The sequence below is a fragment of the Litorivivens sp. genome (genome assembly GCF_057445395.1).
The window spans coordinates 1-20,196 of record NZ_JBVBUV010000069.1 but is presented as its reverse complement, the minus strand read 5'-3'; the positions used below and the strand labels follow the sequence as shown (position 1 = coordinate 20,196).

20 protein-coding genes are annotated in these 20,196 nt (G+C 55.4%); 5 read left to right on the top strand and 15 right to left on the bottom strand.

The features are described 5' to 3' along the window. A partial coding sequence (locus AC222A_RS15640; protein ID WP_486775219.1) for a phage integrase N-terminal SAM-like domain-containing protein occupies positions 1–979 on the top strand: 979 nt, incomplete at its 5' end. Positions 980–997: 18 nt separating this feature from the next. On the opposite strand, the gene AC222A_RS15635 is transcribed toward AC222A_RS15640, so the two are convergent. The 3 genes from AC222A_RS15635 to AC222A_RS15625 all read right to left on the bottom strand — a co-directional run bounded on the left by AC222A_RS15635 (position 998) and on the right by AC222A_RS15625 (position 4,428). After that, the gene (locus tag AC222A_RS15635) at positions 998–2,188 is read right to left on the bottom strand and encodes a flavin-dependent monooxygenase (protein WP_372750246.1); all 1,191 of its coding nucleotides are present in this window, start codon (positions 2,186–2,188) and stop codon (positions 998–1,000) included. Between the two features lie 48 nt (positions 2,189–2,236). Further along, the gene (locus AC222A_RS15630; protein WP_372750245.1) at positions 2,237–3,151 is read right to left on the bottom strand and encodes a VOC family protein; all 915 of its coding nucleotides are present in this window, start codon (positions 3,149–3,151) and stop codon (positions 2,237–2,239) included. Between the two features lie 212 nt (positions 3,152–3,363). After that, positions 3,364–4,428, bottom strand: coding sequence for a 3-ketosteroid-9-alpha-monooxygenase, oxygenase component (locus AC222A_RS15625; protein ID WP_372810533.1), 1,065 nt, complete (start codon positions 4,426–4,428; stop codon positions 3,364–3,366). Between the two features lie 187 nt (positions 4,429–4,615). Between AC222A_RS15625 and AC222A_RS15620 the strand changes: the two genes are divergently transcribed. Next, positions 4,616–5,407, top strand: a complete 792-nt coding sequence (locus tag AC222A_RS15620; RefSeq protein ID WP_372799425.1) for an SDR family oxidoreductase — start codon at positions 4,616–4,618, stop codon at positions 5,405–5,407. A gap of 61 nt (positions 5,408–5,468) precedes the next feature. Here the strand turns inward: AC222A_RS15620 and AC222A_RS15615 are convergent, their stop codons facing one another. The 3 genes from AC222A_RS15615 to AC222A_RS15605 form a co-directional block, all read right to left on the bottom strand. Beyond that, a complete protein-coding gene (locus AC222A_RS15615; protein WP_486775218.1) occupies positions 5,469–5,882 on the bottom strand; it encodes an acyl-CoA thioesterase in 414 nt (137 codons plus the stop codon). Between the two features lie 123 nt (positions 5,883–6,005). Then, on the bottom strand, positions 6,006–7,121 hold the full coding sequence (locus AC222A_RS15610; RefSeq protein ID WP_372765183.1) for an enoyl-CoA hydratase/isomerase family protein: 1,116 nt from the start codon (positions 7,119–7,121) through the stop codon (positions 6,006–6,008). Positions 7,122–7,127: 6 nt separating this feature from the next. Further along, entirely contained in the window at positions 7,128–7,676 is a 549-nt protein-coding gene (locus tag AC222A_RS15605) for a nuclear transport factor 2 family protein (protein WP_372799426.1), read from the bottom strand. A 209-nt stretch (positions 7,677–7,885) separates the two neighbouring features. On the opposite strand from AC222A_RS15605, the gene AC222A_RS15600 reads away from it, so the two are divergent. Further along, the gene (locus AC222A_RS15600) at positions 7,886–9,688 is read left to right on the top strand and encodes an acyl-CoA dehydrogenase C-terminal domain-containing protein (protein WP_372810536.1); all 1,803 of its coding nucleotides are present in this window, start codon (positions 7,886–7,888) and stop codon (positions 9,686–9,688) included. A gap of 409 nt (positions 9,689–10,097) precedes the next feature. Here AC222A_RS15600 and AC222A_RS15595 read toward each other — a convergent pair whose 3' ends face one another. The 3 genes from AC222A_RS15595 to AC222A_RS15585 form a co-directional block, all read right to left on the bottom strand. Further along, on the bottom strand, positions 10,098–11,294 hold the full coding sequence (locus AC222A_RS15595; protein WP_486775217.1) for a GGDEF domain-containing protein: 1,197 nt from the start codon (positions 11,292–11,294) through the stop codon (positions 10,098–10,100). 18 nt (positions 11,295–11,312) lie between these two features. Further along, on the bottom strand, positions 11,313–12,011 hold the full coding sequence (locus AC222A_RS15590; RefSeq protein WP_372748831.1) for a dienelactone hydrolase family protein: 699 nt from the start codon (positions 12,009–12,011) through the stop codon (positions 11,313–11,315). An 82-nt stretch (positions 12,012–12,093) separates the two neighbouring features. Beyond that, a complete protein-coding gene (locus AC222A_RS15585) occupies positions 12,094–13,383 on the bottom strand; it encodes an acetyl-CoA C-acetyltransferase (protein WP_372748830.1) in 1,290 nt (429 codons plus the stop codon). Between the two features lie 154 nt (positions 13,384–13,537). Here AC222A_RS15585 and AC222A_RS15580 point away from each other — a divergent pair, with 154 nt between their 5' ends. Further along, complete coding sequence (locus AC222A_RS15580) at positions 13,538–14,899, top strand: 3-oxoacyl-ACP reductase (RefSeq protein WP_372748833.1); 1,362 nt, start codon at positions 13,538–13,540, stop codon at positions 14,897–14,899. A gap of 27 nt (positions 14,900–14,926) precedes the next feature. Here AC222A_RS15580 and AC222A_RS15575 read toward each other — a convergent pair whose 3' ends face one another. Next, positions 14,927–15,952 carry an AraC family transcriptional regulator gene (locus tag AC222A_RS15575; RefSeq protein ID WP_372759539.1) on the bottom strand — a complete coding sequence of 342 codons (1,026 nt, stop codon included), beginning with the start codon at positions 15,950–15,952 and terminating at the stop codon, positions 14,927–14,929. 171 nt (positions 15,953–16,123) lie between these two features. Between AC222A_RS15575 and AC222A_RS15570 the strand changes: the two genes are divergently transcribed. Further along, the gene (locus AC222A_RS15570; RefSeq protein ID WP_372798728.1) at positions 16,124–16,987 is read left to right on the top strand and encodes a MaoC family dehydratase; all 864 of its coding nucleotides are present in this window, start codon (positions 16,124–16,126) and stop codon (positions 16,985–16,987) included. Between the two features lie 37 nt (positions 16,988–17,024). Here AC222A_RS15570 and AC222A_RS15565 read toward each other — a convergent pair whose 3' ends face one another. From AC222A_RS15565 to AC222A_RS15545, 5 genes are all read right to left on the bottom strand, one after another. Further along, positions 17,025–18,182, bottom strand: a complete 1,158-nt coding sequence (locus AC222A_RS15565; RefSeq protein ID WP_372759435.1) for a helix-turn-helix transcriptional regulator — start codon at positions 18,180–18,182, stop codon at positions 17,025–17,027. A gap of 17 nt (positions 18,183–18,199) precedes the next feature. Continuing rightward, positions 18,200–18,559, bottom strand: coding sequence for a nuclear transport factor 2 family protein (locus AC222A_RS15560; RefSeq protein ID WP_372750649.1), 360 nt, complete (start codon positions 18,557–18,559; stop codon positions 18,200–18,202). Between the two features lie 17 nt (positions 18,560–18,576). Beyond that, positions 18,577–18,930 carry a PilZ domain-containing protein gene (locus AC222A_RS15555; protein WP_372750648.1) on the bottom strand — a complete coding sequence of 118 codons (354 nt, stop codon included), beginning with the start codon at positions 18,928–18,930 and terminating at the stop codon, positions 18,577–18,579. Then, the gene (locus AC222A_RS15550) at positions 18,920–19,180 is read right to left on the bottom strand and encodes a hypothetical protein (protein ID WP_372750647.1); all 261 of its coding nucleotides are present in this window, start codon (positions 19,178–19,180) and stop codon (positions 18,920–18,922) included. Before AC222A_RS15550 ends, AC222A_RS15555 begins: the two co-directional genes overlap by 11 nt. A gap of 166 nt (positions 19,181–19,346) precedes the next feature. After that, positions 19,347–20,132 (bottom strand): SDR family oxidoreductase, encoded by a 786-nt coding sequence (locus AC222A_RS15545; RefSeq protein ID WP_372759437.1) that lies wholly within the window; start codon positions 20,130–20,132, stop codon positions 19,347–19,349. Positions 20,133–20,196 lie beyond the last annotated feature (64 nt).

Here is a 20,196-nt window from a genome sequence, read left to right as displayed (position 1 = left end):
TCGCGTCCACATGATTGTGCGGCCTTACAGTCGCCGCACGGTTGGCACTTATTTGTATTGGATTCGTTACTTTATTGTATTTCATCAAAAAAAACAACCCAAAGATATGGTGCACGGTGAGGTTGAGGCTTTTCTTACTTGGCTGGCTGTTGAGCGTAATGTGGCGGCCGGTACCCAGGCTATCGCCTTGAATGCGCTGGCCTATTTGTACAATAAATTTATGGAGCAACCCCTTGGGGATGTTAGCGGCTTTCGGCGAACTACACGCCAGCCCAAGCTGCCAACGGTACTCACCCCGCTGGAGGTAAAAAATTCTGATGCACCTGGAGGGAACTCACCGTTTGATGGCGGCCATGCTTTACGGTTCTGGTTTGCGCCGTATAGAACTTGTGCGTTTGCGGGTAAAAGACGTCGATCTGGATTATCAGCAATTACACTTCTTGCAGGCGAAGGGGGGCAGGCGAAGGGTGGCAAGCACCGACTGACAACGCTGGCGCCAGAATTGATTCAGCTGCTACGCGCTCAAATTTTGCGGGTGAAATCTTGCTTACTCGATGACCTTGAAATTGCTGGTTACGGCGGTGTCTGGATGCCGGATGCCCTCGCCCGCAAATACCCCTCTGCGTCGAGAGAGCTGGCCTGGCAATATCTGTTTCCGGCGTCGCGCTTAAGCATTGATCCGCAAGACAAGGTGTTGCGGCGCCATCATTACGATGAAAGCTCATTCAATAAAATCATTCGCAGCGCCGCAAAAGCCTGTGATATCGGTAAACCGGTGAGCAGTCATACTTTGCGCCACTCATTTGCCACGCATTTACTGCAAAGTGGTGCCGATATTCGCACCGTGCAGCAACAGCTGGGCCACTCCGACGTTACGACAACCGAGATCTACACCCATGTATTGCAACGCGGCGCGCAGGGCGTACGCAGCCCTTTGAGTCAATTGTTGGAGGGATTGGAGCAAGCCGCCTTGGGGTAAGGCGGCTTGCTTGAGGCTTTAAAGGAAGAAGTCGGTGTTGTCTGCACCCAACTGTACGCCACCCCAGTTGCCGCCGTATTTGTGCGGATTGTTGGCAGTGTGCGCACGCGATGCATGAATATCCACGAAGGCGCGCATCAGTGTGTTGCCCTGGTAAATACCGGAGCCACCGGCAAACGCAAACAGCGGATCAACGCCGTCAATGCAGCGCTGCGGCACGGCGGCGGAATCCCAACGGAATTTTATGCGTTCTTCCATCGTGAGTTCGGGGCCACCGCTGGCGGCTTCAAGCAGGCGATCGAAGTTGCGGAACAGTACCAGTTTCAACTCGTCCACGATGGAGTCGGCTTGCGCGAGTGCATAGCGTGCGTGAGGGTCTTCACCGGCAGATTTGCCATCGTTTTTACCGACACGCTTGGCAGTTTTTTCTACAAAGGTATCGCAAGCGCCTTTGAGTGCGCCGATACCGGCTGTGGATACCGCGCGAACAAACATTTGACCAAAGGGAATTTTAAACAGTGGCGCGGTGTTTACTGCATTGCCCGGGCTGTTGCAGGTAAAACCGTCGATGGCTTTATGGGTGCGGTATTCCGGTACAAACGCATCTTTTACGACGATGGTTTTGGAGCCGGTGCCTTTCAGGCCCATTACATGCCAATCATCGACGATGTCGTAGTCGCTGCGTGGTACCAGAAAGGTACGCATATCGGGTGGGCCGCCAGCCGCGCCATCTTTGGGTGGCACCATAGCGCCCAGAAATACCCAGTCGCAGTGATCGCAGCCGGAGGAAAAGCCCCACTGGCCACTGAGCTTCAGGCCCCCATCTACGTGCTCCACTTTGCCCACGGGCATATAGGATGAAGAGATCAGCACGCTGTCGTCCTTACCCCACACATCCTGTGCGGCGCGGTCGTCGAACAATGCCAGCTGCCAGTTGTGAATGGCGATAACGCCCAAGCACCAGGCGCTAGACATACAGCCTTCGGCGACGGTCATCTGCACGTCGTAAAAATCGTGGGGGTCGAGCTCATAGCCGCCCCACTTTTTCGGCTGCAGAATACGGAAGAAGCCGGCCTCAGCAAAATCCTTGATGGTTTCTGCCGGCACCTGCCGTGCCTGCTCACAGGCGTCGGCCCGCTCACGCAGCACCGGTACAAGCTCGCGCGCGGCGGCGCGCACTTTTTGCTGGAGTTGTGATTTTTCTGACATCAAAAAGTCCTCTTGTTACTGCAATGCGCTGGCGCGACGTTTATACAATCAGGCTTCCGGCGGCGCCTGGAATTTGTGGCCCCAATAGCTTGGCAGGGTGCTTACGGTGGGAGTGTAACCTTCCCAATCCATTTGCAGGCCACCGGTACCGAATTCCATGGCAAAGCCGGTGGGCGTAGCCATGTAAAAAGACAGCATGCGGTCGTTGGTGTGACGGCCAAGGGTGGAGACGATGGGAATGCCAGCTTCGTTTACGCGATCGAGGCAGTAGCCCACTTCGTCCACGTCTTCACGTACTTCTACCATCAGGTGAATACAGCCTACGGGGCTTTGATCTTGATACAGAGCCAGGCTGTGGTGACGCGGGTTGTTCACGTGCATGAAGTTGAGGCCCATGCCGGGGTCGTTCGGGTCGTCACTGAATTTGAAGTGCATGTAGTCGGTATCACCAAAGCCCAGTACATCGCGGTAAAAGGCATGGGTTTCCTGAAGGTTGGGTGCGGGCAGCACGGCGTGACCAAAGCCCATATCACCATTAAAGCCGGTTTCGAATTCAGCAATGCCTTTGGGGGAAACAAATTTGGCGTAATCCAGCGAAGCGCCCCAGTAGAGTTCCAAACCATTCCCCGCCGGGTCTTGCAGGCTGATCAGTCCGCGCACCTGCCGTGCCTGGGCCTGTTCGGCACTGCCTTCGGTGAAGGCGATACCGGCGCTTTCCAGGCTTTCCTTGGTGGCTTCAAAGGTGTCCTGATCGGCCAGTTCCCAGCCACACACTTGCAGGCGATCGGTGTCGCCTTTGGTGATCGCGAAGCGAAACGGACGCTCGTCCATTTTCAGGTACACGTTGCCGTCGTCGGGCATCATGGGGGCGACCATCATACCGAGAATATTGGTGCCATAATCCAGCCATTTGGCGGGATCAGTGGATTCGATAACTACATAGCCGAGACTGCGTACATCCATGGTGGGTTCCTTATTGGTTTTGGGTTGGCGCGTTTCAGATCACCGGGCATGCTTGGGCAATTATGCCCTCACCCCGGCCCTCTCATGAGCCTTCTCCCTTCAGGAGAGCGGCGGAACGCGCGTTACATACTGGTCAAAGGTAATACCAAAAATAAAAAGCCCGGTACAGCAGCTTTCGCTGCCATATCCGGGCTTATCGTCATTTCCGGCGATTACGCACCGCGCAGGTTGTAATCCACAACGTATTCTTTCTTTTCATTAAACTGCTCAGGCACATCTTTTACGTCTACATAGAACTGATCGTACCACTGACGCAATTTGTGAACCGGGCCATCGCCGTCACACAGTACCGGGTTGTCCACACGGGTTTTAGTGTGCCAGATATGCACGTCCTGAAAGAAGGCAGTGCGGTTCTGCTCGGTATATTGCTGGGCAATGTTGTTGTTTTCTTCTTCAGACAGACCGGGCACCTTACGCACAGAAACACCAAAGCGCAGATCAAAGCTTTCGGTATCGATGGGCACGTGGGTTACCAGCAGGCGGCTTTCCACCAGCTGGCCGTCGATCTGACCAGTCATGTAGGTGTTCATGTAAGCCGGGCCGTAATAGGTGGCGGTTGAGGTCAGCTCGCCGTCTTCCGCCAGAATTTCACTGCCACCGGTCAGCACCTGCTGATAGGTGTGCTTGTGCACGATGTTCTTGAAGGTTTTGACCGGCGCGCCGTGAATGGGGCCAAAGTGGGCCACGTCGGCCATGTTGTCCACCAGCTCACGGGAGTTGGTGTTGATGGTCATTTTGTCCATCTGCCAGATGGTCCAGTCGCCGCTGAACAGGTCGTCAATTTTGGGGATGGCCTGCTCTTCAATGGGCGGGTTGCCTTCGGGGTCGTACCATACAAACAGCAGGTGGTTCTGTTCGCAGGTAGGATAGGCACCGATTACCGCTTTGGGCGGAATGCGCTTGGCATAGGGAATGTCGTCGCACACACCGTCAGCACCCCAGCGCCAGTCGTGGAAGGGGCAGCGGATGGAGTTACCTTCCACACAGCCTTCACTGAGATCGGCGCCCATGTGGGGACAATAGCCGTCGAGAATGTGTACCTGCCCGTCTTCGCCGCGATAAGCCACCAGACGGGTGCCAAAATAGTTCAGTTTGACAGGCGTTTCAGTGTATTCATCAGCCAGCCCAAGGCAGTACCAGCCGCGGGCGTAGCGCTCCGGAATTTCAGCGGCTTCAATGCGGTGCGGCTTACGCGGCACCTGTGATACCTGACTCATGGCTTTCTCCTTTACGCTTTGCGCGCTTATCAAATCAGTAATGTAGCGATCTACCAGCTTAGTGCAAAATTCTGTCACAGGCGTATAACACCAAGTATCACCCAATCGGATGACCTAATCCGTATGGATAACGTGTTGAATATAAAGCGTTAATTTTAACTTTCACCCGCATAATAACGAGGAATCCATGGGCATACTCGATCAATTTCGACTGGACAACAAAGTAGCACTGGTAACGGGGGCCGGACGGGGCATTGGCGCAGCCATCGCCAAGGCCTACGCCGAAGTCGGTGCCGACCTGGTTTTGGCGGCCCGTACCGAAGCACAGCTCAAGGAAACCGCTGCCGCTGTAGAGGCCTTTGGCCGCAAGGCGCTGATCGTGGTAACCGATGTTATGCAGCCCGATCAACTACAAAATCTGGTGGATCAGGCCATGGCCACCTTTGGTCGCATTGATATTCTGGTGAACAATGCTGGCGGCTTTCCGCCCAAGCCCATGCTGAAAACCAGCGTGGAAGAGTTTAACGGTGCCTTTCAATTCAATGTCACCACGGCCTTCGCCCTATCCAAACTGGTCATTCCCAAAATGGTGGAAAGCGCCGGTGGCGGTAGCATACTGAATATTTCGTCGGTGGCCGGACAGGAAACCTCCTCCTTCTTCACGGCCTATGGTACCGCGAAAAGCGCCCTCTCCTTCCTGACCCGGGAAATGGCGCAGGAATTTGCGCCCAAGGTGCGGGTGAATGCCATTGCGGTGGGGTCGACCAGAACCGAGGCCCTGAAAACCGTGCTGAATGATGAGATAGAACAGGCCATGGTAGATCTGACCCCCATGGGCCGCTTGGGCGAGGTGGAAGACATTGCCAGCTGCGCGGTGTATCTGGCGTCACCGGCGGCCAGCTATCTAACCGGGGATATTATCGGGGTGAACGGCGGCCTGAATGCTCTCAACATGAAAATGCCCAGAGCGTTTGATTAAGGCGCGACGCGTTGCCGTCAGGTGCTTAGCCAAACAGGTAGGCGCCTGATCGGCTGGCGAATCAACCCTTTTTCGCTGGCCAACCTTCATCCACTTCAGCTTCAAGAATGTCACGCATTACTTGCGGAATCGGTGTTGGCTTTTTCGTCGCCCGGTCTACATACACCAGTACTGCCGTGCCACGCACCGTGTGTTTATTGTTCTGGTACATATTGCAGCCCAACGTGAAGGAGCTATTGCCAACATGAGCCACACACACATCCATGCGGGTTTCCACTCCGAAAAAATTCTCCCCAAGGTAGTCGATGGTCTGGGTGGCCATAAACCAACTGGGCTGCTCATCACCCAGCTCGACAAACACCTCCGACAGAAACTCCATTCGCCCGGTTTCAAACCAGACTGCAATCGAGGTGTTATTGATATGTCCTAAGGCGTCGGTTTCACTGAATCGGGGTTTGAGGGTAAAACTTTTCACGGTGTACTACCTGAGGCTGGCTAAAACGAGGCGCTAAGGTACCTGCTACGTTCTGGCGAGGCAATGCTCGCGCCACCTTACAAGCGCTGGCTGTGCCCACCATTCCTGTAAGTTTGTGAAAAATTACTTCAGGTCAGCCAGCGGATGGTCATCCCAGGGCGGGTTAAACACAGCCATTACCTCATCGCTGGGCACGTCAACCAGTCGCCCCCACGTCCAGCGCGGTCGGTGATCCTTGTCGATCAGCCGCGCACGCACACCTTCGATAAAATCAGCGTGTTTCACGCGCTGGGAAGATACAGTCAGCTCCAATCTGAACGCATCTGCCAGCGACAGTGCTGCACCCCGTTCAAACAACGCCAGCGTAAGCCGCGCGGTCGATGCAGAACCCTCTCGGAACGTCTGCCCTGCTTTGTTCAACCAGCCATCATCAGCGTGCAGGCTGTCAAAGGCCTCATCAATCGCGGCGGGAGCGGTATCCTCACACAGCGCGTCTATCAATTCAGAGCGCTGCTTGAGGTGCGATTCTGGCAGACATTCATCCAGCTCAGCTTCCAAATCTGTCAGCTCCGCTGTCAGCATCTCTGCGTCAGGCTCTCGTTCAAAGGCCCAGTCAAGCTTGAGAAGCTTTTGCAGTACCGCCGGCTTAGCACGTTGTGGCAGAAGGTAATCTGCCAGGCCACTATAAAGCGCATCGCCCGCATTCAACGCCACCCCCGTCAACGCACAAAACAAACCACTGCTGCCTGGCATACGCTGTAAAAACCAGGTTGCGCCAACATCCGGATAAAGACCAATACTGATTTCCGGCATAGCCAGCCGGGCACAAGGCGTGACAATGCGGTGGCTCGCCCCCACCATCAGGCCAAGACCGCCTCCCATAATGGCGCCATTGGCCCAGCATATGACGGGCTTGGGGAAATTGTGCAACAGGTGGTCAACCCGGTATTCAATCTCAAAAAAACGCTCGGCCTCACGCGCGGGCCCGTTTCCCGCCGATAACGCCGATGCACGCAGCTGCCGCACATCACCACCGGCACAGAACCCGCGCTCCCCTTCGCCGTCGAGCAAGACAGCGACAGCTTCCGGATCAGTAGCTATGCCCTCAAGCAAAAAAAGTAACCGGGTTACCATTTCAAGATTGAGCGCATTGATACGCTGCGGTGCATTGAGACTGATTTGGGCGATATAACCGCCATCGCACAATGAATGTCGGGTCAGCACAACGGCTTCGTTCATAAAGTTTTAGCCAGCTTGTTTGTTGGGGTCGTCCAATTCGGCGGGGGCTTGCGCACCTGCAAATACAGCCTGCACCCGGTCATCGCTCAGAGCAAGTATTTGCGTAGATTTAACGTTAAATCGCGTGGCCGTGATTTTCCATTCACCCGCGTCACAGCGGTACTCGTCTTCATAGAAACCGCCAAGCTGGGTGGTTATCTGCTGCTGAGTATCAATAAGATAGTAAAAAATGCCCCAGATTGCGCGCGCACTGGTATCCGACAATAACTCGATTTGAGGATTCTGTGCATGATGCATCTCCACAATATGCTCGGCACAGGCCAGTTTGGCGAAGATCGCCACCATCTCGTCGGCACTATCGAAATTACCGACCCGCCCATATTCAATGCGAACCGGGCCATCGGCAAAGCAGGCGCGCACTGCCTCTGGTTGTTTCTGGTCACAGTGAAAGAAATACCGGTACTTGAGCTGCTTGATCGCTTCAATAGCTTCCAAGCGGGCAATTCGTTGCTCAAGTGAGTTGGCGGACTGGGCGTTGTGCTGTTGAGAGGTCATCGGAGTTTCCTTATGCGTTTTATCTCGATTAGAGCAAAAGCCCCCGCCCTTTCCAACCGTCCACACAGGTGACATTACATTTCGGCTGAAGCCTCTCCATAGTGTGCGATTGACCAGAGCGCACGGCGGCTTTCTCATTCCGGCCAATTCAGCATGGACCCGCTTTGGCTATAGTCCACCCCAATCGTGGTATTTCACAGAGGTAAGTCATGGCAGTTTTCAAAGCTCCCACCCGGGACATCAAGTTTGTGATCAACGACGTTCTGGATTTTCCGGCCCACTACGCCAAGCTGCCCTGCGGCGAAGATGCTACACCGGACATGATTGACGCGATCCTCACTGAATGCGCCAAGTTCTGTGAAGAAGTACTGTCCCCGCTCAACCAGGTGGGCGACCAGCAGGGCTGTCAGTTCGACAACGGTAAAGTGACCACCCCCGACGGCTTTAAAGAAGCCTACCAGCAGTGGATAGACGGTGGCTGGCAAGGTCTTTCACACCCGGTTGAATACGGTGGCCAAGGTCTGCCGCTGTCTCTTGGCCTGCTGAAATCAGAATTGGTTGGCACTGCCAACTGGGCCTGGGGCATGTATCCGGGGCTGAGCCTGGGTGCCATGAACACCCTTTACGTACACGGTACCGACGAGCAGAAAGACCGCTATTTGCCCAAACTCACGACCGGCGAGTGGACCGGTACCATGTGCCTGACAGAATCCCACTGTGGCTCGGATCTCGGCCAGATGCGCACCCGCGCCGAACCCAACGACGACGGCAGCTTTGCCATCACCGGCACAAAAATATTCATCTCTGCCGGCGAACACGACCTGACCGACAATATCGTGCACATCGTGCTGGCCCGCACTCCCGACGCGCCGGAAGGTACCAAAGGTATTTCGCTGTTTATCGTGCCGAAATTTCATGTCGACGAAAACGGCGAGATGGGAGAGTTCAACAATGTGAGCTGTGGCTCCATTGAACACAAAATGGGTATTCACGGTAACGCCACCGCCGTCATCAATTTCGATGGCGCCAAAGGCTACATGCTCGGCCCCAAAAACGAAGGTCTGGCCTGCATGTTTACCTTTATGAACACGGCTCGCGTGGGCACCGCCGTTCAGGGCCTGGCCGCCGCCGAGCTCGCCTATCAGAACAGCTACCCCTACGCGATGGATCGCTACTCCATGCGCTCCCTGTCCGGCCACAAAAACCCGGACAAGCCAGCCGATGCGATCATCCACCATCCGGATGTGCGCCGCATGATTCTCACCCAGAAGGCCTTTGCCGAAGGTGGCCGCGCAATGCTTTACGACGCCGCGCGTCAGGGCGACATCATGATGTTTGCGGAAACCGAAGAAGAACGCGAAAACGCCGACAACCAACTTGGGTTTGTCACGCCCATTTTGAAGGCCTTCCTCACGGAAACGGGTCTGGAATGTGCTAACTACGGTATGCAGGTCTACGGCGGTCACGGCTACATTGCCGAACACGGCATGGAGCAAATTGTACGCGATGCCCGCATTGCCACCCTCTATGAAGGCACCACCGGTATTCAGGCAATGGATCTGCTGGGCCGCAAGGTTATTCTCGACGGCCTGAAGCTTTACCGCAGCTTCAGCAAGCGCATGTACGGTTACGGGTTGAGCATTTTGTTCAAGCCGGGACTCAGCAAATACGGACGTAAACTGCTGTCACACACCTTCCGCTGGAATCGACTGTGCGTGGGTCTGTTGCTACGCGCTTCGCGCAACCGCGACGCCGTAGGTGCCGGTTCTTACGATTTTCTGATGATCAGTGGCTATGTCACCATGGCCTATTTCTGGGCGCGCATGGCAGAAACGGCTCAAAAGAAACTGAGCGAAAACCCGAGTGATCGCGCTTTCTACGAAGCCAAGCTGGAAACAGCCGAGTTTTTCTTTGAACGCCTACTGCCACGGGCCATTGGCCACGCCGAAGCAATGCGTGGTTCGGTGGGTAGCATGATGGATATGTCACTGGAAAACTTTGAGATTCGCTAGAATCTCAAAGCTTTTCGCCGGCAAGGCCGGCTCCCACCCAAAACCTTTGGTGAGAGCTTGCCGCGCAGGCGAATCGTTCCAAGCTCCGAGATTCATCCTTTGTTCGCCGGCAAGGCCGGCTCCCACCCAAAACCTCTGGTGGGAGCCTGCCGCGCAGGCGAATCGTTCCAAGCTCCGAGATTCACTTTGTTCGCCGGCAAGGCCGGCTCCCGCCCAAAACCTTTGGTGAGAGCCTGCCGCGTAGGCGAATCGCATCCATGCTCCGAGATTCACTTTGTTCGCCGGCAAAGCCAGCTCCCACCCAAAACCTCTGGTGGGAGCCTGCCGCGCAGGCGAAATGGTTCAACTACATGAGTATTTGCCGACTGCGTGCGCTTTTATCGGGTTTCCCCTGAAGCATGAACACCTATCAATCCTGAGCGGTGCTCAATGACACCCGGTTTTTACCGGCAGATTTTGATGAATACAGAGCAAAATCTGCCCGCGTCACAATCGGGTCGAGCTTTTGATCGCTTGCACAGCGTTCTGCCACACCGAAGCTGGCGCTCAGTTGAACCCGTTTGCCGCCGTCCAACACCAGCTCGAGCTGCTCCAGTGTGCGTCGCAGCTTTTCCGCAATACGCTGTGCGTCAGTTGCATTGGCGTCGGGAAGCAGAACAAGAAATTCCTCACCGCCCCAACGGGCTACCAGATCACTCTTACGCACGCCGCCAGTCAACGCGGCGGCCACTGTTTTTAACGCCTGGTCACCAGCGGCGTGACCGTAGGTGTCGTTGATCCCTTTGAAATTATCCATATCCAGCAAAATCAACGAAAAGTGACTGTCGCGCCGGCGAGAATTCAGAAACAAGGGCTCAGCGACAGCAATAAAACCGCGACGGTTATAGCAGCCCGTCAACCAGTCACGCAGCGCCTTTTCGCGTATTTCGGCCCCTAAATCCAGTAAAACACCCAGCAGGCAGAACAGAGCTATACCGGTAAAACCGATAGGTAGGCCTACAAAATTGACAACCGTAAACGGCGAATGCGTTAGCTCACTGACCGACACCGCCGCTATGCCATCCGAGCCCAGCCCTACCACCGAGGTCAGCACGATGGATACTACTTGCATGATCGGATTGATCGCCAGGAAAGCAGCCGCCAGATAATGGCCAATATTGCGTGGTTTATCGCCGGTCACAAGGGCGTAGACTGCCAGCGCAGAAAACACGGCGATATAGACCCGCGACAGCGTCACTGACCAGGGCGCCCATGCCGGCAGCACCATAGCTAATGCCCCCACACTGAACATGACCAGTAATGATAGATGGCTTACCCATTTTCCAACCGGAGCCATACCCCGCCATTTGAGTATACCGAAGTAAAGAAAGACAAAGCTCAGCGCTGCATTTACCGTCAGAAGGCTACTGAAGATATAGGGATTCACTGCGGGAAAAGCGATTCTTGCGCTAACGGCGCACATCGCCACAACCAACATCGAAAAGGCGATACCCCAGCATTTGGCCTGCAACAGGCTTGGCTTTTGCCAGTAGATAGCAAAGAAAACCAATGCAAACAGCAAAGCGATTGACGCCGTAATAACGGAGAGCAGAAATAGCCAATTCATCGTTAACCCTTAGGTGCGCTATCCAAGGGCTTCGTTAAATGCGCGGCAGGTCGCCTGCCAATAACGCTGCTGAGCCTGAGCATTGAACGAGGGCAACGACGCAAACGCAAAACCGTGATGGGCGCCTTCGTATACCTCCAGCGTGTAGTCTACGTCGCCCAGTTTTAGCGAAGCCTCCAGGGCTGCCACCTGGTCAGCGGTGGCATAGGGATCTTCATCGGCAATAGCGATATACAGTTTGCCTTTGGCTCTAGCAGCTATTCGATGAGGAGAATCTTTGGCGTGTGTAGTGATACCACCTGGATGAACTGCTACCGCAACGGCAATGTCATCCGGAAAAGAACCGGCCATGATGAGCGCGTTGGCGCCCCCCATACAAAAGCCGAGCAAACCGACCGGGCGCTGCTCCATGGCCGACAGCAAGGCTGCTATGTCTTCACGCACCATTTCATGGGTGAGCGAGCCATACAATTGCATGACTTTCGCATGAACCTCAGGGTCACCGAAATCCATGTCTTCATAGTGACCTTCTCGGTAATACAGGCTGGGCAGGGCAACGTTATAGCCCAGCGCTTGTATATCGCGAGCAAGCGACTTGAGTTCGTCGCGCACACCGATGGCATCCATCAGCAGTACAACCAGCGGCGCATCGTCACTTTTCGGAAAAAAATACACCGGCATCTCACCCGCCGGCGTTGTTATTATTAGCTTTTCCAAGCTTAGGGCTCCATCCGGTAGACAAGAGCCCTACGTTAGCAGTTTTCGAAAGAAGCGCAACCGTTGCGCTAACCGCTTGCGCTTATGGGCGCTCGATAATGGCGGTGATGCCCTGACCACCCGCTGCGCAGATTGAGACCAACCCGCGACCACTACCCTTCTCCTCCAGCAATTTAGCCAGAGTGGCGACAACGCGACCACCGGTTGCGGCAAAGGGATGCCCTGTTGCGATAGAAGAACCAGCCACATTGAGCTTGCTGCGATCAATCGCCCCTAATGCAGCGTCTCGGCCCAATCGGTTGCGGCAGAAACTCTCGCTTTCCCAGGCCTTGAGAGTGGCGAGAACCTGCGCGGCGAAGGCTTCGTGAATTTCGTAGAAGTCAAAATCCTGCAGCGTGAGGCCGGCACGCTCAAGCATGCGCGGCACAGCGTAAGCTGGCGCCAGCAGCAGACCTTCTTTCTCGCCAGACTGCCCGGTGAAATCCACCGCGGCTGCCTCGACCATTGTCAGGTAGGCCTTCACCGGCAAATTGTTGGCCTGCGCCCATTCTTCACTGGCAAGCAGCACGCACGACGCACCGTCGGTGAGTGTTGAAGAATTACCGGCGGTAAGGGTGCCATTTTCGCGGTCAAAAGCGGGTTTGAGGCTGGCCAGCTTTTCTTTTGAGGTGTCAGCACGCAGATTGTTGTCGCGCTCCAACCCCATGAAGGGCGAGATCAAGTCTTTGAAAAAACCACGCTCATAAGCTGCCGCCAAATTCTGGTGACTGAGAAAGGCCAGTTCGTCCTGCGCCTCACGGGGAATTTCCCAGGCTTTGGCAGTAATTTCAGTATGGCCACCCATGGACAGGCCCGTGCGTGGCTCCGCGTTTTGCGGTATCGCCGGAGCCAGATGCCCGGGACGCAGGCGCAATACCTGCTTGAGGCGCTGGCCAAACGTTTTCGAGCGGTTGATTTCCATCAGTATTTTGCGAAAACCCTCGTTCACCGCAATGGGTGCATCTGAGGTGGTATCGGTGCCGCCGGCAATACCGCTCTCGATCTGGCCCAGGGCAATTTTATTGGCCACGATATTGATCGCCTGCAAGCCCGTGCCACAGGCCTGCTGCACATCGACACAGGGTGTCGACGGATCAAGCCCAGTGCTCAATACTGCTTCGCGCACCAGGTTGAAGTCTCGGGCGTGCTTCATCACCGCCCCACCGGCCACCTCTCCCAAACGCTGGCCTTTAAGGCCATAACGATCGACCAGACCATCGACGGCCGCGGCAAACATCTGCTGATTACTCGCACCAAACAGGGCGGTATTGGAACGGGCAAAGGGAATGCGGTTTCCACCGATAATGGCGACGCGACGAATGCTTGTATTCATGGTGACCTCCGAAACAGTTGCTGGCAGTATACGTTGGCGTTGGCTGTCTGCATTGGCTGAGCTGCCGCCCAATACAGACTTTGCCGTCAATTCACTCGGGGCAATTGCTCACTACAATACAGCAACTTCGCCTTTCAATCTCAGGAACCGGATGATGAGCCAGATTGTAGAAACCCTGATTAACCTCGGCCTGGGTAAACCCGCCGAGCTGAAACGTGCCACCACCCCTTTCCAGGGAACCGTATTGTTGGGCAGCGGCCCGAACCCGGGCTGCATGAATGCTCTAAGCCTTTTTTGCCAGCAGCACGGTCTTGCCGTGGCTGCACCGGATAACGCCAGTGGTGAAATCAGTAAAACCCTCGAGGCCGCCAAAATCTGGGCACACGGCGACGATGCCCCCGGCGAGAAGCTGCAGGCACTGGTTTTCGACGGTACCGGCATTTCCACCACCGCCGAGCTATCGCTGGCCTACGAATTTTTCCAGCCCGCCCTGAAATCCGTTGCCAGCAGCGGTCGTCTGTTAATTGTGTCGCGGCCACATCGCGACCAGTCCGACCCGGAACGCGCTGCCTGCCAGCGCGCACTGGAGGGTCTGGCCCGCTCACTGGCCAAGGAAAGCGGCAAGAAAGGCATCACCGCTCAAACCCTTTGCGTGGAAGACGGTGCAGAAGAAAACCTGACCGGACCGCTGACATTTTTACTGTCTCACAAATCTGCCTATGTAAATGCCCAGGTCTTCCGGGTCAGCGAGGCAACAGCGACATCCGCTGCCATCGACACCCAGCCGCTGGCAGGTAAAACTGCCTTGGTCACCGGCGCCAGCCGAGGTATCGGTGCAGCCATCGCATCAACGCTTGCCCGCGACGGCGCAAAAATTATCGGCCTGGATGTAGAACCAATGCGCGCCGATCTGGAAACGCTGATGCAAAAGCTGGGAGGCGAAGCTCTGGTGGCCGATATTACTGCCGACGGCACACCCGGTCAGTTGCTGGAGCTTGCCAAAACTAAAGGAGGCTTCGATATTGTGGTGCATAACGCCGGTATAACCCGCGACAAAACCCTCGCCAACATGCCAAAACACTGGTGGGATATGACGCTGGAGATCAATCTTGGCGCCGCCCTGCGTATAAACAAGGCCTTGCTGGAAGCAAACGCAATTAACGAAGGCGGTCGGATTATTGGTGTATCGTCGATGAATGGCATTGCCGGGCAGCGAGGCCAGAGCAATTATGCGGCCTCCAAGGCAGGTGTCATCGGCTATGTAGAGCAAATGGCGCCGCAACTGAAAGACCGAGGTATCACGGTGAATGCGGTGGCACCCGGCTTTATTGAAACCGCCATGACAGCGGCGATCCCGACAATGACCCGGGAAGTGGGCCGACGCTTAAACTCGCTGTCTCAGGGCGGCCAACCAGAAGATGTGGCGGAGACCATCGCCTTTTTTGCCAATCCGGCGTCGCAGGGCATTACCGGCAACGTCATTCGAGTCTGTGGCCAGAGCTGGCTGGGAGCCTGACAACAGCGGTTGTCTGCGCTGGCGGCGTTACTGCTGCCGGCGCTTGTAGTCTCGATACTCCACTGGCGTCATATCGGTCCAGCGTTTGAAAGCCCGGTAAAAAGTGCTCGGCTCGGAAAAGCCGGTCAGATAAACAATATCACCAATGGATTCTTCGGTGCGCGACAGCAGACGCTTTGCAAGATAGCAGCGATAGTCTGACAGCACCTGATTGAAACTGGTCTCGGCCTCGGTAAGCCGAGAGCGCAATACCCGAGGGCTCAACGCCAACCGTCGGGCAATATCGTTGAGTTCCGGCTGCCCCTGCTCCAGTATCTCGGCTATCGCCCGCCGCACCGCTATTACGATATCCTGCTTTTGCAGCTTTAACAGTCGCTCATTGGCAAACTGTTCATGCAGCTGCAACAGCTCAGGTTCCGCCCGGCTGGACGGCATCTGCAAAATCCCCGCATCAAAAACCAGCGCCGGCGAGGTTTGATCAAATCGCACCGGACAGCCAAACAGCGCCTCGTAATCACTAACGGCTGCCGCCGCCGAGTGGTCGAAATGAACGCTATCAGGCGTGAAAGCGTCATTCGTAAGCGCCTTGAAATAGCGGACCAGGTACAACACAGCCGCCTCTGTGAAATGACGCGTTTCGGGGGCTTCGGTGACTGCGGAATCTACTTCCAACGAGGCTTGTTCTCCGCGCTCCACCAGCACCCACTGCCAGGCGTCGGACAACAGCCGCTGAAAATTGAGCGTGCGTTTCAGCCCATCTCCAAAGGTGGGGCTACTCAAAAACAGGTATTCCCAAACCTGTCCCTTCTGGAGCGACATGATTTCGGCCAGATGCAGGCCAATGAGTGGGTCGGCACTAACTTCTTCCACGACCTGCCAGAAGCGCTGTTGCGCGGCGTGGGGATAACGGGCGCTATTGTTCTGCAGTAATTCTGAGGTGATATTGCAACGCTCTGCGATCACTGCAACATCCAGCCCCAGCTCTATAAGCGCCGGATAGACCAGTTGTACAATAAAAGAAGAATCCTGCAGATCCAGTGCGGTCTGTGTCATTCTGATTATTCGCCGGGTGATTTTCTCAAGCATCAGCGCTCGGGCAAATTGTGCCAGTGTTGGCTGCGCAATCCAATGACTATTGGCTGTGGCGACACAATCCACGGCTAATGCGGCAAATTACGTCCTGCCGTATTCCAGCTTATACTCGGGCCAAAAGGAGCAAACTGCATGACCATAACACTGAATTTCGACAACCCGCCCGTGATGCCCAAACTGCTGCTGCGGGCGGCGCTGACTCGAAAGGCGAAAAGCCTGAAACCGACTGCGAAGGACGTGCCAACCATTGCGGCCAACCTTTCCCGTCTGCAAATCGACCCGAGCAAACTGCGCAGCTATAACGCGGTTTGCGGCTTTCCCGAGGATTCCGACATTCTGCCGGCCACCTATCCCCATATTGCGGCATTTAGCCTGCATATGGAGATGCTGCTGAACGCACAATTTCCTTTTTCGCCGATGGGTATTGTTCATCTTCGCAATCGCATCGAACAGTTGCGTCCCATTCAGGTCAATGAAACCTTGAGCCTGCATTGCACGATAAGTGATAGCCGGGATACGGACCTGGGGCTGGAAGTGGACATCGCGACCACAGCCAAAAGTGGCACCGAGGTGGTCTGGACTGATCTGACCACCGTGCTCAAGCGCGCGCCTTCCCGAAGTGGCAAGCCCAAACGCAGCACACTGGAAACCTTCAGCGAACGTGAAGACTGGTCCCTTGCCGCGAACCTGGGGCGGCGATATGCACGAGTTTCCGGTGACTACAACCCCATTCACCTGTTCCCCGCTTCCGCCAAGCTACTCGGCTTCAAACGCCATATAGCCCACGGCATGTGGAGCAAAGCTCGCTGTTTGGCAGCCCTGCAGCCCAAACTCAATGTCGATGCATTTTGTATCGATGTGGAATTCAAAACGCCGGTGTTTTTACCGACACAAGTGGGGCTGCATTACGAGAATTCAGAGCAGGGTATCGCATTTTCGCTGCGCAATGAGGCCGGCAATCGCCCTCATGTTAATGGAAGTTTGCGGGCACTGTAGGCATGTCTATGGCTACAGTAAGCCTGCGGGCTGAACATTAGCGCCCCTTGGTTTCACCGCCTAGGGTCGCCACCGAGTTTAAGATCAGTTGAATCAGCTGAGTCTGCCGGGCAACACCGGTTTTGGAGAATACCGAGCTCAGGTGAGATTTCGCAGTGTTGCGCGATATCCCCAGCTCTTCTGAAGCTTCATCCAGCGTCAGGCCATTGACCAGACGCAAGGCCAGTTTGGATTCTGCGGGGGTAAACCCGAACAGATCAATCAGAATATCACTCGGGGCCTGCCGGGGTTGATGCGGATCACTGACAAAAATAGCGGCCGTGGGATTGCTGCTGCCATCTGAACTTTCAATGGGCGGCAAAGGTCGCACCAGCAGCCCCAGCCCGGTAACAGAGCCACTGTCGGCTATCCGGAAGGCACGCACAAAACCGGGCTCGAAGCGTCGATGGGCCTCCATCACGTCTTCCAGTAAGTTTCGAAATGCCCGGTTCTCCTGATTGTCTCCCACCTGCAACGCCCCCCCAACCTGGCTAAGCCCGCGCCGCTCCTTCAACAGCCCTTCGGCTGCATGGTTCTTGCGCAGCACACGGGCATTACGGTCCAGAATCACGACCCCCATAGCCAGCTTGTCGATGGCATCTTCGTAGAAGGCGCGCTCACTCTCCGTTCTCAGAATCCGCGCGTGCAGCTCGATGGCCAGCTCAAGGTGTGGCAACAGCTGTTTACACAGGGCCTTTTCTGCCTCTCCGAAGTTGTCCCGAGCCTTGGGCCGGGTAATTCTCAATCGGGCACTGAGACCGTCAGGCCCCACCAGATCTGCCCCCATAATATGGCGCACGTCCGATGGCGTGATGTACTCACGATAATATTCTGAGTTGAAAAATTCCGACTCACCCACAAATTCGGCAACCGTAAACACCTCACCCGGCGGCAAATTGACAAAGGGGTCCATCGAAAAATACGTATCGTTATAGGAGTTGAAGATGTGTGGCGACATGACGATGGCGTTAAGCACCACCCCGGAATCACCTTCACGGGGCGGGCGCAGGATCAAGGTCGCATAATTAGCGTTCACAGCCTCGCGAAAAGTGTTGAGAAACGTCTGCCAGGGCGTGTCTTCCAGAGGGCCACGGTACGCGGCCTGGATCAACGCATCCAGCTGAGGAGGAATAATCAGGTTACTACTGGCCACCATTATCCTGCTTAAGAGTGTTATTGGGTAAACGCGGCCATATCGAAATAGTCGCGCCATTTGACAATTTTATCGCCACGAAATTCAAAAACGCCCATCACCGCCAGATCGATGGATTTTCCATTCATCTCAATGCGATCAGTTCGCTCATTCATCACCAGATCGCCCTGCTCTACCTGCTTGTGCACAATAAACTCAATTGAATCGAGCATACCGAGAAAGCCCTCAATAAACGCTCGGATTTCAGCCAGCCCGCGATTGGGCGGATCCATCGGAATATTGATGTACTCGGCGTCGTCGGTAAAGAACGACAGAATGGCTTCAAGGTCTTTCGCACACCAGGCGTCGTTAAACTGCTGAAGTATGGCTTGTCGTTGCATGCTGCGACCTTATGCTGTTATCGGTTTCTACGGAGAAAGTCGGGATACTTCTGGTGAAGATAGGATTGCTCCGCCATGACCCGGTGCTGGGTTAAACCGCTCACCAGCTGAACCACCACGTTCTTGCCTTCCAGACGCAACACTTTGCCGATGACCGCCTCGCGCTGTTCATCGTGAAAAGCAATTTCACCGGCTACTGACTCGTTCAGCGTCAAAGGAATACCGGGCTCCAGAATCAGTCGAATTCCGCCCTCGGCAATTTCCACAACCTCATGCTGGCTGCCGCCACAGTGCAACACCGGGCGTTCGTTGGACGGGTATGGCAGCCGAAAATAAGCACGTCGCTGTTCGCCACCCGCGCTATCGCTCATCACCCTTATCCTCGCTGGGACACTCCCCTTCAGAATAGTACATCACCTGCTTGTTGCTGCAGGCGTCACAGGCATTTCCGAAGGTTTTATGGTCAACGCTGGGACAGGGTTCCGTCACACAGCGAATCCCGGTATCGATCGCACCGCACACCGGCCGATATTCGCGGGTACACATTTCGGGACGCGGCGAGGTGCATTCCACCGAAGTAGAGGTTGTTTCCTGCTGGCTGCAGGCCGCAACCAGAACCACTAAGCTCAACAATCCCGTTAACCGTGTTCGCACGCCAAATAGCCCCGCTCGAAGTTGGGCAACAGCCTAGCGAACTTTCAGGCAAAGGGACAGACCGCCAACAAAAACCGGGGTCGTATCGAGTATTTTTTAATCGATACGACCCCGGTTTTTTTGAAGCGTGGGGTTAAGGGAGGTATTCGCCGCCGTTGACGTCAAGGGCAGCGCCAGTGATGGCTCGGGCGTAATCGGAGGCCAAGAAGATGGCTGCCTTGGCGCAATCACCATCTTCCGGAATCACCCGCAACGGGATGTTCTGGGCAACGGCGGCTTTCTGCTCTTCTACCGATATGCCGGTCGCCTCTGCCTGCTGTTTCATATAGCCCTCTACCGGAGGCCCCCACATCCAGCCCATGTAGGTGGAGTTCACCCGGATGTTATAGGGGCCGAGCTCCAACGCCAGATGCTGGGTGGCGCTGGACAAAGCGGCCTTGGAAGCGCCGTAGCCTGCCTGCGTCTGCAACGGCCGGCGGGTAACCATGGTGTTAATCATGACAATTGAACCGCCGCCTTGCTTTTTCATATGCGGAACCACCTGCAGGGTGAGGTTCATGGTGCCAAACAGATTGACATCCATTGCCTCGCGCCAGCCGTCGAGGTCTGCATTTTCAACGACATCGAAGGCACCGGGGTTGTAGGCGCTGTTGATCAGCACATCGATTCGGCCATAGGCCTCAAGGGTTTTGGTGACCAGATTTTCACACTGCGCTTTATCGGAAATATCGGTGGGCACTTTAAGTATCGGGGTATCTAGACCCGCTTCGCGGATTTCCTGCTCAGCGGCATCGAGTTTGCTAGCCGTACGAGCGCAGATAGCGAGTTTGGCGCCCTGCTGGGCCGCTTCGAGTGCGAGTTCATGGCCCAGACCCGGACCAATGCCCGACACAATCACCACTTTATCGTTAAGTAACATAGAAAAACCTGCTGCATTGCTTACTGTTATGAGTTCTAAATCCTAGAATAGCAGCTGTTGTCAG

Excerpts from the sequence above, each read along its gene's own strand:
- AC222A_RS15555 (WP_372750648.1), bottom strand. The coding sequence starts at position 18,930 with ATGAGCGATAGCGCGGGTGGCGAACAGCGACGTGCTTATTTTCGGCTG.
- AC222A_RS15565 (WP_372759435.1), bottom strand. The coding sequence starts at position 18,182 with ATGGTGGCCAGTAGTAACCTGATTATTCCTCCTCAGCTGGATGCGTTG.
- AC222A_RS15595 (WP_486775217.1), bottom strand. The coding sequence starts at position 11,294 with ATGAATTGGCTATTTCTGCTCTCCGTTATTACGGCGTCAATCGCTTTG.
- AC222A_RS15575 (WP_372759539.1), bottom strand. The coding sequence starts at position 15,952 with ATGACACAGACCGCACTGGATCTGCAGGATTCTTCTTTTATTGTACAA.
- AC222A_RS15630 (WP_372750245.1), bottom strand. The coding sequence starts at position 3,151 with ATGGATGTACGCAGTCTCGGCTATGTAGTTATCGAATCCACTGATCCC.
- AC222A_RS15560 (WP_372750649.1), bottom strand. The coding sequence starts at position 18,559 with ATGCAACGACAAGCCATACTTCAGCAGTTTAACGACGCCTGGTGTGCG.
- AC222A_RS15600 (WP_372810536.1), top strand. The coding sequence starts at position 7,886 with ATGGCAGTTTTCAAAGCTCCCACCCGGGACATCAAGTTTGTGATCAAC.
- AC222A_RS15605 (WP_372799426.1), bottom strand. The coding sequence starts at position 7,676 with ATGACCTCTCAACAGCACAACGCCCAGTCCGCCAACTCACTTGAGCAA.
- AC222A_RS15570 (WP_372798728.1), top strand. The coding sequence starts at position 16,124 with ATGACCATAACACTGAATTTCGACAACCCGCCCGTGATGCCCAAACTG.
- AC222A_RS15580 (WP_372748833.1), top strand. The coding sequence starts at position 13,538 with ATGAGCCAGATTGTAGAAACCCTGATTAACCTCGGCCTGGGTAAACCC.
- AC222A_RS15625 (WP_372810533.1), bottom strand. The coding sequence starts at position 4,428 with ATGAGTCAGGTATCACAGGTGCCGCGTAAGCCGCACCGCATTGAAGCC.
- AC222A_RS15610 (WP_372765183.1), bottom strand. The coding sequence starts at position 7,121 with ATGAACGAAGCCGTTGTGCTGACCCGACATTCATTGTGCGATGGCGGT.
- AC222A_RS15545 (WP_372759437.1), bottom strand. The coding sequence starts at position 20,132 with ATGTTACTTAACGATAAAGTGGTGATTGTGTCGGGCATTGGTCCGGGT.
- AC222A_RS15585 (WP_372748830.1), bottom strand. The coding sequence starts at position 13,383 with ATGAATACAAGCATTCGTCGCGTCGCCATTATCGGTGGAAACCGCATT.
- AC222A_RS15635 (WP_372750246.1), bottom strand. The coding sequence starts at position 2,188 with ATGTCAGAAAAATCACAACTCCAGCAAAAAGTGCGCGCCGCCGCGCGC.
- AC222A_RS15620 (WP_372799425.1), top strand. The coding sequence starts at position 4,616 with ATGGGCATACTCGATCAATTTCGACTGGACAACAAAGTAGCACTGGTA.